Below are 11,105 nucleotides of genomic sequence, written 5' to 3' on the forward strand. Positions count from 1 at the left end.
CCTTGCCTTTTGGCTTAACCTATTAACCAATGTGGGCTATTACTGTTAACGATTCTAGCCAACGAATCGCACTATATGCTAAAGTTCACAAGTCGCAGCGCGAAAGAAAATCTCTGTACGATTTGTTGGAAAAGTGTAGATTATATCGGAGATTCGCGATATTCCAGGGCTTTGATATGCTCGTGTTGGAAGGTGTCCCCTCGGGGCTTTGTCTTTATTGTAAGTCAGAGCCTCGTAATCCAACCAACGCTCTTTTTCACCAAGCCATCCCACGTTACGGGCAAAACGCAAGTAAGTTTCCTCGTTGTAAGACCTAAGATTATTTCCCGTTTCTTCGTAAATACGCTTTTGCACGCTGAAACCAAAATGTCCATTTGAGTATTTTAGCCAAAGACTGTCTAAAACGCGGAGATCTGGACAGGAAATATTATTAATGGATTCTTTATCGATATAACGTTCTTTTTCTCTCATAGTAATATAGAGAATGAAATTTGCTGTTTTCTTGTCGGCTTCCAGCCACTTCTCGTTTGCCAGTAAGTTGTCTAGTTCATCTAGATAGTATTTTTTCAGAGATTTTCTTACCTCATTCTTGAGCTTTTCTTCATTAGGGTTTGAGAGTAAGTCTATAAGTTCTTTATAGACAGTTTCAACACTTCCCTTGGAAATAATATTTCCTTTAAGGTTTTTATTAAATGGACTTATTTGCTGTTCATTAATAATGTTGAATGCTTCTTTATAAAACTTTTTTGCATCATTGTTAGCTCCAGCTTCTTTCAATAAATCTCCTTGAGTTTTCAATATAAGGCTACGGATTTGCATATTGTCCTTAGAAGTGTCTACTTTTTCTGGAGTAATCTTGTGAATATCTAGATATTTCAATGCTGTTTTTAGATAATTCTGTGATTTTGTTAAACCTTGTTTTTTTTCAAGCTGAAAATATGCAACAGCTACTCCAAGATTTAGTAAAGCTTTATTAAGGTTCTTGTCTAATCTTTTTACTGATTCATTTGCTTGCCCTAATCGTTCTTTTTCTTCATTGCAGTAACCTTTCTCTTTGAGTTTTGTGTCTAAATTGGCTATTTTACGAGCTGTTTTAATAAATTCTTGGCTGTCATCAACCTGATTTTTAAAGTCACTCGCCAGAATTCCTAAAATTCCGGTAAATGATAAAGTCAATATTAAAACAAAAGTTCCAATATGAATCCGTCGTTGAGCTTTCTGATTAGCTTCAGTCAATACCTGATTTCTTTTTTCTGCAGCTTCCCTATCCTTTCTCTCTCTTACTAATTGAGCTTCTTGTTCCTTAGTAGCTATTTGCTCTTCTGTTTCCTGGGCTTGGCTAGCTGCTAAAAACTGCCTATCCTGGTAACTTAAACTTTTATCTTTCGCCCATTCCAAAGCATCCTGCAACGCCTTTCCCCGCAACAACCGAGATTTATCTTTACATTCAGAAGCCAACCAAAACTTGAAATTTTCGGAATAGGGGCGCAGATTCCGTAATTGAGTTTCAATCCAATAGCAGTCAAAAACCTCTTTATAAATAGGGTTGTAAACTCTTAACTTACTCTGCTGCTTAAAAAGTAACCCTGAAAGCTGTAATTCGCTTTGTTCCAAAGTATCATCTGCCGTAATTTCAGATTGCTCGTCTGCAAGCCGAATTTTTTGAAACAACTCGAGTAGATAAGGTGCGCGTTGCTCATCCCTTAGAATCCTATCGCGAATAGTTCGCAAATGTTCTGGTTCATCTTGGGATTCCCAATTTTCTATGATACGTGTACGCACGACCTGTTCAACAGTACGGGGATTGTCTGTTTTGGACTCTTCCACCATAAATTGACACAGCTTTTGCGTCAGAAACGGTTGTCCTCCCGTCCAGTGTAAGATTTCTTTCATCACTGCTTGAGAATCAGAATACCTTCCGTGCAACCCCTTCTCTAACGGTTCAATTTCATGCAGTTGGAATCCTTTGAGAGAAATGGCTTTCCCAATATTAAACGGGGTGCGCTTCTTATCTTCTATCAAATTGCTTGGTGATGCGACTCCCAACAAACAAAAGGTGAGGCGATTATATTCAGGATTATCAACACGCTGATTGTAACAGGCACGGATAAATGCAAAGAAGTCATCTGTGGGGAAATTGAGGCTGAGAACACTATCAATCTCATCAATAAAAATGACAATATTTTCTTTAACTTCAGCAAGCAGTATCTCTTCAAGAAACTTCCGAAATCGCGTGACAAGCGAATTTAACTGATTTTGTAACCACCAATCCCCAAATTCTACATCCAATCCAAAACTCTCAATCAGCGTATCAATCAAATCTGCATACCATTGTTCTGGTGGGACATTCTGAATACCTCCAGCAGAAAGGTCAATAGCTGCACATTCCACGCCAGACTCTCGTAATCGGCGCATGGTTCGTACTCGCAAGCTGGACTTTCCACTTTGTCTGGAGTTCAGCACATAACAAAATTTACCCGCCTTGAGTCCTTCATACAATTCGCCATCAGCTTCTCGCGTCACATAAGTGGTGGCTTCTTCGGGTAGACTTCCAGAAAAGATGTACTGGTCAACCATAGCTTATATCATGTTGGTTCTATTACCCATGACAAATTTACCCCACCCGCCTATCGGCACCCTCCCCTTGCCAAGGGGAGGGTTAGGGAGGGGTAACATCAGGATTATGGTTAATTCGTTGGACATCATATTACCCCAAACGCATTGAGAAGTACTGACGATATAAATCGCAACTGGGAACGCAATCATTACCAGAGAGTTTCACTAACCCCAAGCTGTGCAGTTTAAACCCAACTTCCGCATCAAGTCTCATAGGTTCATCTGCCATCACCACTTTTTTATACGCTGATTCTAACTGAGGATTGTGTTGTAAATTCCATAGTTGCTGTCGCAGATGGTCGCTAAAAATTCCCTGTTCCGTCGGCGCAAGGCTTAAAAGTTGTTCTAGAGTGATTTGCTGACTCTTGAGATTGGCTAAAGCCTGCTGTATGAGATATGGGTGTCCTCCTACCAACCCCATCAACTGACGAAATCCATCTTCTCCCAACTGTCTATCTAATTCATACTGGTTGGCAAGAGTTATGACCTGAGAAAGGTTAAACTCAGGTAACTCTATCGCTAATCCAACATTAAACGGTGAATGATTGGTATCCAAGGATGGATAAACTTCGGTGGAATGAACGACAACTAACCGCAGTTTCTTCCAAATATTACCAACTCTGTCCCCTTGTTTCGCTGTTTCATACCAACTCCGCAGAAGCAAGCAAAATGGGGAGAAAATATCAGGATATTCAAACAACCGTTCAAAATTATCTATAGCAAAGACCAGAGGCGTTTTGATATCTGAGAGTAAATACTTTTGAAAGTAACGAGTACAGTTTTTATTCAGCCCGTAGATATCTTGCCAGTATTCGTCTACTTTGGGTTGAAGTTCTAAACCGTCAGAAACATCAACGCATAACCACTGCAAGAAGGTTTTTAAGCTAGTTAAGGTATCAGTATCAGCAAGTTTCAAATCTAATTTAGCTGTTTGATAACCCTGCTCTCTCGCATAGTTGAGTGCTTTCTCCAATAGTAAAGTTTTTCCCATTCTCTGGGGAGCTTTCAGGCGAATCAGCGCCCCTGGTTGTACAATCGCACCAAAGCTTTTCTCTTCAATGGGCGGTCGTTCAATATATATGATTTTATCTGGTTCTGGTGTATAATTACCAGGTAGTGTTTCTTTTGAACGTTGGGATTGTAAATTATTCTGAGTCATAAGTTGAGGGATGAGCTGTTGTGGTATCCCTGCTACCTGAATGAGACTACAACCTAGTTTATAAGCAAACTCATAACTCTTATCTGCTCCGAGTGCATCATAAAAACCCACAGCAAATTCAATGGCTGCTCTATCTTGGATTGCCTGACTCATGCCTATGACATAATGAATGTGTTGTGCGATCGCTCTTGCCTGATACTCTGAATAACAAGCATTAAGGACAACACACTCAACTTGGTCAGCGAACAGTTGAAACAATCCTGCCAAAGCTTCTGCATCAACGAGCTTTATTTGACCCGCTTCATCTTCAAATACCAAACCATCTTCAGAAGAACCGTGTCCAGAAAAGTGAATGATGTGCGGTTGGTAATCCAGAATAGCTCTGTGTATATCTCTGTAGCGTACTGCTTCTGCCCTATCTATTGAAAAGCTAGAGCGCATATGTGCCCGTCTTAACCCTTCCTTTATTTCGCGCATCTCCTTATCCAGACGCAATTGACTTGTCCCAGAGGGATTTGCTGACATCAGCAGGATTTTTCGGTTTTGACTGGGATTATCACTCATGAGAAACTTAAGGTGTTCAAGAGTTATGACCTCGCATGACACAGACTCTCTTGTATAAGTGCAAGCACTCATTGCTTATGCACTTAATAATAAAGGATGGTGTCTGTACCGCAGTACTTGTGGATTGAATAAAAAATGCACATTATAAGACCACACTGCTGGAAAACAGTGTGGTTTGGTTAGTTATAGTGATTTTAAAAGTTAAGAAATTAAATCATTGATTAGCTTGGAGGCGTCACTGTTTTTTGTGACATACCAAACTACAAAACCAGATTCCAGGATTCCGGATTCCACTCAAATATTTTTTTCTTGCGATTAGCCCAAGCCACTGCCCTAAATCGCGACTAGGCTGTCTGAATACTGGAAAGGTTGCGATTCGGGGCAGTGCGCGGAGTGCGATTGCCTTTATGCACTGCGCTTTGCGCGATGGCACGGAGTGCCCGCCTGCGGCGATCGCCCGTTTCCGTTCGCGCAGCGTGTCCCTCCGGGACTCAGGGCACTGCGCTTTGCGCAATCGCCTACGGTGCTGCCAAGGCGATGGCACAGAGTGCCTGCCCAACGGGCGATCGCTAGAATCAAAGTAGCGAAAATCAGGCACTTGCCAGTAATAAAATGCACAAGCGCAAGCTCGCACCCAAACTGCTACGCTAGGGGAGAGGTCTATCAATCACTGTCCCGGTAAGCTTTTGGTGTTGTGCTAGTCGCTTTGCGGAACTGTGCGGTGAAATGGCTAGTGTTGTAAAAACCTACTCGATAAGCGACTTCAGCAACAGAAAGCCGTGTCACAGACAGCAGCACCTTTGCTTGTTCCATCCGCCGTTGGGTGAGATAGCGATGGGGAGATTGACCTGTGGCAGTTTTGAAAGCACGGGCGAAGTGAAACTGACTCATATGCACAACAGCAGCCATGTCAGCAATGCTTAAATCTTCTGCCAGTCGTTGTTCAATAAAATCTTTAACTTGATTTAGTTTGAGGGTATCTAGTGGTGAGTCATCCAACGTAGGCTTTTCTACTGCCCCAGTATAGTTTCGCAGCAAATGAACAGCTAACAAATTCCTGAGAGACTCGGTGTAGAGTTTTCCAGCTAACCCACCGCTGTTGACTTCTGACTTCAACAATTGCGCTACATGCAGAATGGTAGGATCTGGAAAAATAACGCGGTGTTCGATTTTTACCGGAGTAGACAAACCGTTTTCCGATGCTACTTGGTTGAGAACTTGGGGATCGAGCATCATGTTAATGTATTCACTCTCACGCTCTCGCTGATGCCAAACAAAATCACGGGATGAGTATATGAACACACTTCCTGCTGGCAAAGCAGTTGTTTGCGTCGTACCTCCATCAACTGACCAAGTGACGCGATCGTGAGGCGCAAAGGCAACGCTGATGGCGTGCTTGGGCATGGCAAAATCAAATTGACCGATCGCACTTAAGCAACCATACTCAACAGTAATGCCGTCCCATTCGGCTTTTAGGTGTAACGAAGAAGGTTGGGTGCTGACATGCATAAGCATCGAATGATATTCCCAAGAGAAATCACCTCAAATCTATTAAACTACACTTTCTCTAAACCAAGGCTTTGTCCATAAAGATAGTACCTGTGTGTCCTTCAATAGACTTCAAAACTTGCTGCCCCTGATAGGTAAACTGCTTGTACAGCATCTCATGGCGAGCAACAAAGCAGGCGATCGCACCCATAATATTCATAGCTCTGGTAAAGGCGATCGCACTCTTGATATAGGATAAATATTCAAATAAATGGATTCAATGTAGATATACCACAACCCTCAAAATCTTTAATATTTCTAGTAACAAGGGTCAAGGAATGTATTTTAGCTGTTGCTGCAATAATTATATCAGCTTGCGATCGCGGTTTACCTTGAGTCCTCAAAAAGCCTCTCAATTCACCCGAACACTTTGCAATTTCTGAGGTTATAGGGAAAATTTGACAGTGAGTTGTAAGAAAGTTTTCAAACCAGTTTTGAATTCTAGCATTAGGCTTCGCTGTTAAACCATAATAAATTTCCTCAATTGTAATAACACTTAAGTTAATAGATGTTACAGTACCGCTCCATGCTATCACCCCTGGATTCGGAATCGGTCGAGTTAATTCACTAATGATATTAGTATCGCAAAGATTATTCATCCTCATCTTCAGTAAAAGGATTGTCGCGGTCGCTTCGTAGTGGTATCTCTAAGCTATAATTTTCTTCGGTACATAACTGCTGAAGTTCTTTAAAGACTTGAGCTAGAGATGTTTTCGCAGCTTTTTGTCGCCAGTTTAAAAATTCACTGAAAAGTTCAGGGTCTACAATTGCAGCTACTAATTCCTCTTCGGTATAGATTAGCTGAGGTTCAAGACTTGTCGCATTAATTACTGAGGCTAGCTGTTTTTGGGCTTCTTCAAGTGTCCATTTCATTCTAAAAATCTCCAAGGTTTGGAAGCATTTCATATAAAGACTTTTCTCAAGTTAGCTTATTTCCCCAAATACAAAAACAAGATTCCCGACTTATTTAAGCCAATATTGCTTAACAATGCTTTGCTGCCGTCAGTTTCCCCGTTGGTGCTAACCACTTCCACACCAGTTGACGCGATCGCCTCAGCGTAATTATGGGTTCTTGCTGCCAAAATTGGCATACATAACTTCCTCCTCTGTATTTTCTCTAAGTTTAACCAAACGTATTTGATACCTTAAACTTCCTCTAGCCATGCCAGAATTTTGTCTCGACTCTCCTGCAAGCCTTTGTATACCAAAGACTCCGGTGTCATAGACTGAAGACCAGCAGATAGCTTAGACCGCAATCTTGTGTCTTTTTTTATCTCTGTACAATCCCTAAAATAGGTGCGGATAGTGAATAGCGCTGCATCGTATTCTGGCAGCCCCCAAATGACCTGTCGCTCAATTCTAAGAAACAGCCGGGGGTTGTCGCGGTCAAATTGTCTGCCCTGCCACTCGTTAATTGATACATCTGCGGGTGGTTCGGGGTGATGGTTTAGGCGGCTATCGGTACTCAAACCCCAGGCAAAGCGCACCATTGGTTCGCGCACAATCATCGTGTTGACAATTGCACTCGCTCGTCGATTAATTTTCTCCATACCTGCTACGGGTGCATGAATTGTGGTAAAGTCGTAGCCAACTTTCTCCTCGGCTGACCAATGGTTGGGATAGCACAGATGAACCGCACTCAGCCAGTTGCTACCATCAGCACAACGGCAAATGACTGTTATGTCTTCCTGCACCTGGGCAGCTATTGCATCAAGGGTGGAGGCGTAAGGTGGAAAGAGTTCGTTACCCTGAGTCTCGACTTGTCGTAACTCGTAGTTTGCATCTAAGTAGAGAATTTCTCCGGTAAGCTGACAGTGAAATGCTAAGTCGCCGTTGGCTAGCTGTTGGCTGTGAAAGTAGTGGGGGTGTTCTTGGGTCAGGCGATCGATAATTAGGCGGGCGATGCCTGACGGCAAGCCGCTCCGCGTCAACGCACTTGCTACACCATCAGAATAATTGCACGTCTGGTAGTACTTGCTCAACCTTTCACCACGAGCTAAGAGCTTGGTTTGACGATAGTGAGCAAAGTTACCATCAATTTGAAAGACCTGCTTGTCAGCCTCACCGTTACCCAAGGATGAGCCGAAAGGAATAAAACCAGGCTTAACCTCGTACCGTCCGTTATCAAGGGGAAAGTAACAAGCCGAAGCGCTAGATGCTTCGACTGTCTTGGCTTCTTGGAAAAAACTGTCTGCAAACGTTTGCATAACCATTTTCGGTATGCTTGTTTCTTTAATATATTATCAAGCCAGTCGTTGCGGAATCGGCTTTAATTGATACACTCTCCAAAAGAAAGCATCTGCTAGGTGTTGATTGCCAGGGAAATTGACCGCTTCCACAATTCGACCATTCTGAATACGAAACAGAAATCCCCAAAGCTCATCAATGTCATCCTTTCCTAAATTGCTCCATCCACGATGGATATCAACCACGTAGTTATCATTGCCCCCTAAAAACAATACTTCCGCCTTAAACTTTGCTTTTCCCAACTGCTGAAAAAACGCGAGGACTTCATCGACTCCGCGTTTCTCACCTGCTAAAGGGTGATGTCCGGGTATTCGCCAAACAATATTGGGAGCAAAAATTTCTCGGACAGTCGCTATATCCCCTTTACCGTAGGCGTCGTAGTAACGCTTGATAATTGCCACATTTGGATGGTCTTGTGTTGCATTCGGCGCTGCTTTTGCGGTTTTCTGCTCAAACAAGTTTTGACAACCCATAAGAAACGAGAAACCTGCAACAGAAGTGAACTTCAAAAATTCTTTGCGATTTTGTTGAGTAGACATTATTTCTTTCCTCCCTGGAATTTGAAATTGAGGGCGTTAAGCACTCCAGCGTGTATTTGCTCCAGCAGCAATATCCAGTGCTTCACCAGTAATCGTAGAAGCTTCTGGCATTGCGAAGAAAATCATAGCCGCTGCAACCTCTTCGGGTTTAAGAAAATCGCGATCCTGAGCGTTGAGTTGTGTCCTCAAAAATTTGGAGAACTGGTCACGATACTTTGGCTGTAGTGACATAGCAGTGGCGACTCCAGTCGGATTGACGCAGTTGACGGTGACTCCATCTTTTGCCACTTCAGAAGCTACCGACTTAACTAAACCCAACGCTCCCCATTTGGAGGCGTTGTAGCTTGGAGAACCAGGCGCTCCCCACCGACTGTTGCATGAGACGGTGACAATGATTCGTCCATATTTGCGATCGCGCATATGCGGCAGTACCGCCATCATGGTATACGCCACACCCGTGAGATTAACATCAATGACATCATTCCAGGCAGCTTCGTTCATGTCAACAAGGTTTCCCATCGTCAAGATGCCTGCATTGGGAACGGCAATGTCAATTTTGCCAAACGTTTGGATTGTGTTAGCAACTGCAGAACGCAATTGTTGAAGATTACGAACATCGGCTTGGATGGCGATCGCCCTACGCCCTTCTGCCTCAACCTGCCGCTTTGTTTCCATCAAATCCGATTCACTGGCGAGTTTGTAGCCAGTGCTGGGAATGTCTGCTGCAATGTCAACTAGAGCAATATCTGCTCCTTCTTTTGCCAACGCCACTGCACAGGCGCGTCCAATTCCTCGCGCTGCACCTGTAATAAAGGCAATTTGTCCTTGGAGTCTGCCCATTGCAGCCTTCTGATTCTGGTTGTTTGTTTGAGGTTGCTGTGCTGATAGCTGACTCAAGCTATTGCTACCAACTGCTGCTAGTCCAGCCACGGTACTACCACCAATGATTATTCTGCGCCGTGTGAGGAAGTTTATCTTCCTAGGGTATTTCTTCTGACTCATGCTGTTTTGTCTTGAGAATTTGGAGAAAATCTAAAAAAAGATATTTCATACTTAAGTAAGTCTGTCTAGGAAATTATTGCTCTTGCCCAGATAATTACCTGGTGTAACGCCAACTAGGCGCTTGAAATGCCAGCCGAAATGACTCTGGTCGTAGAAACCCGTTTTGAATGCAACTTCAGCGATCGCCATACCTTTCGCAAGCAGCCTTTTCGCATGGGCAATACGGACTTGCATTTGATAGACGTGTGGAGTCATCCCAATTTCCTTGCTAAATGCCCGACACAGATAAAAACGGCTTAATCCTGCAACGTTTGCCAGTTCTTCCAAAGACACGTTACGAGCATAGTGTTCTTGCAGAAAATCACAGACATTCATAATGGCTGGACGTACTGATTTAAGCGGACGCATCGACGGAGAATCTTGGGCATAACGTACAATTAAATGAGTCAGCAAAAGCAAAAGAGCAGTGTCTTGTTCAAGCTGGAAGAAATTTTTTTCTGAAGCAATGTGCAAGTGTACAAACAAATCAGTTAGTTCTTCATCTTGGAGAAACGCTGTAGGAAAAAAGGGTAAACTTGTGGGTCTTTCAGCAATTTCCGCAGCTGCAGTTTGTAGTAAATCCGGATTGATATGCATCATCCAAAACTTGGCTGGTTCTGGTAGGTATGTTCTCTCACTAGGTGAATGAACTTCACCAGAGTGAATGATGCTAAAATTGCCAATAGGTATCTGATGCAACTCACCCCGGTAGTAGTATTCACCTTGACAATCAAAGCTGAGACCAAATTGATATTCGATGTGCGAATGTCTGGGGAGCGGTTCTACAGAACCTGAAGTGTATGTGTACTGCTCTAAAAGCATATTGTCAGATTCGCTCGCCCTGACGGTAATTTTTGCTGGTGTAATGTTCATCAATGTCTCTCAAGCTTAGTTTGCTCAGCCGATTATTGCCCAACATACAGTAGCTTAAAGATTAATACGCTTGGTAATAAACCTTTTTTCTCTCCCCCTGCTATCCCTGCTACCTCTTAACCGGTGCCTGCTTCAACAGATAAATTTCCTTAACAGTATTGCGAAAGTCCCCACCTTCAATGTACTCATAAGGTGGGGATGGCGTGCTGTGAGACGACGAAGCACCCCTAAACGACAATAACCGCAGGCTACTTAGTGTAAGGGGTGGTAGAGGAGTCTCCAATCTCTGGGGTCGGTAGTCGGTCAATCCAGTCTTCTACCAGTTGAGTCATCGTCTTTTCTTTGCTAGCTGCGTATAACCTAAGCTTATTTAAACGACGTTCAGTTATCCGTAGATTCAATCCTTTTTTATTCATAATCATCTACACAAAATCTACATACATGATAGTATATAGATGGTTGCTGACCAGAAAGAAAAAGGTACAAGCCCCTAAATTTATTTATGGAAAAAGAAAAAA

Annotated in this window: 13 protein-coding genes; 1 reads left to right on the forward strand and 12 read right to left on the reverse strand. The window is 43.0% G+C overall.

The window, feature by feature from the left end; genetic code table 11:
- Positions 1-78 precede the first annotated feature (78 nt).
- Both AACT52_RS12160 and AACT52_RS12165 read right to left on the reverse strand, forming a co-directional pair.
- Complete coding sequence (locus AACT52_RS12160; RefSeq protein ID WP_073631176.1) at positions 79-2,577, reverse strand: GUN4 domain-containing protein; 2,499 nt, start codon at positions 2,575-2,577, stop codon at positions 79-81.
- Between the two features lie 130 nt (positions 2,578-2,707).
- Complete coding sequence (locus AACT52_RS12165) at positions 2,708-4,339, reverse strand: AAA-like domain-containing protein (protein ID WP_073631178.1); 1,632 nt, start codon at positions 4,337-4,339, stop codon at positions 2,708-2,710.
- 426 nt (positions 4,340-4,765) lie between these two features.
- Here AACT52_RS12165 and AACT52_RS12170 point away from each other — a divergent pair, with 426 nt between their 5' ends.
- Positions 4,766-4,912 (forward strand): hypothetical protein, encoded by a 147-nt coding sequence (locus AACT52_RS12170; protein ID WP_158054619.1) that lies wholly within the window; start codon positions 4,766-4,768, stop codon positions 4,910-4,912.
- A 90-nt stretch (positions 4,913-5,002) separates the two neighbouring features.
- Here AACT52_RS12170 and AACT52_RS12175 read toward each other — a convergent pair whose 3' ends face one another.
- The 10 genes from AACT52_RS12175 to AACT52_RS12220 form a co-directional block, all read right to left on the reverse strand.
- A complete protein-coding gene (locus AACT52_RS12175; RefSeq protein WP_233153924.1) occupies positions 5,003-5,848 on the reverse strand; it encodes a helix-turn-helix domain-containing protein in 846 nt (281 codons plus the stop codon).
- Positions 5,849-5,906: 58 nt separating this feature from the next.
- Complete coding sequence (locus tag AACT52_RS12180; RefSeq protein ID WP_158054621.1) at positions 5,907-6,047, reverse strand: hypothetical protein; 141 nt, start codon at positions 6,045-6,047, stop codon at positions 5,907-5,909.
- A 43-nt stretch (positions 6,048-6,090) separates the two neighbouring features.
- On the reverse strand, positions 6,091-6,486 hold the full coding sequence (locus AACT52_RS12185) for a type II toxin-antitoxin system VapC family toxin (RefSeq protein ID WP_073631183.1): 396 nt from the start codon (positions 6,484-6,486) through the stop codon (positions 6,091-6,093).
- Positions 6,479-6,760 (reverse strand): prevent-host-death protein, encoded by a 282-nt coding sequence (locus AACT52_RS12190; protein ID WP_073631185.1) that lies wholly within the window; start codon positions 6,758-6,760, stop codon positions 6,479-6,481. Before AACT52_RS12190 ends, AACT52_RS12185 begins: the two co-directional genes overlap by 8 nt.
- A 56-nt stretch (positions 6,761-6,816) precedes the next feature.
- Positions 6,817-6,978, reverse strand: coding sequence for a hypothetical protein (locus AACT52_RS12195; protein ID WP_158054623.1), 162 nt, complete (start codon positions 6,976-6,978; stop codon positions 6,817-6,819).
- Positions 6,979-7,032: 54 nt separating this feature from the next.
- Positions 7,033-8,100, reverse strand: coding sequence for a heme-dependent oxidative N-demethylase family protein (locus AACT52_RS12200; protein ID WP_083630286.1), 1,068 nt, complete (start codon positions 8,098-8,100; stop codon positions 7,033-7,035).
- Positions 8,101-8,130: 30 nt separating this feature from the next.
- Positions 8,131-8,673, reverse strand: coding sequence for a nuclear transport factor 2 family protein (locus AACT52_RS12205; protein WP_198940908.1), 543 nt, complete (start codon positions 8,671-8,673; stop codon positions 8,131-8,133).
- A gap of 36 nt (positions 8,674-8,709) precedes the next feature.
- Positions 8,710-9,675, reverse strand: coding sequence for an SDR family NAD(P)-dependent oxidoreductase (locus AACT52_RS12210; RefSeq protein WP_083630288.1), 966 nt, complete (start codon positions 9,673-9,675; stop codon positions 8,710-8,712).
- Positions 9,676-9,726: 51 nt separating this feature from the next.
- The gene (locus AACT52_RS12215; RefSeq protein WP_083630290.1) at positions 9,727-10,587 is read right to left on the reverse strand and encodes an AraC family transcriptional regulator; all 861 of its coding nucleotides are present in this window, start codon (positions 10,585-10,587) and stop codon (positions 9,727-9,729) included.
- A gap of 248 nt (positions 10,588-10,835) precedes the next feature.
- Positions 10,836-11,003 carry a hypothetical protein gene (locus AACT52_RS12220; protein ID WP_198940909.1) on the reverse strand — a complete coding sequence of 56 codons (168 nt, stop codon included), beginning with the start codon at positions 11,001-11,003 and terminating at the stop codon, positions 10,836-10,838.
- Positions 11,004-11,105: the final 102 nt, after the last annotated feature.

Source organism: Scytonema sp. HK-05 (assembly GCF_963872035.1).
GTDB lineage: Bacteria > Cyanobacteriota > Cyanobacteriia > Cyanobacteriales > Nostocaceae > Kalymmatonema.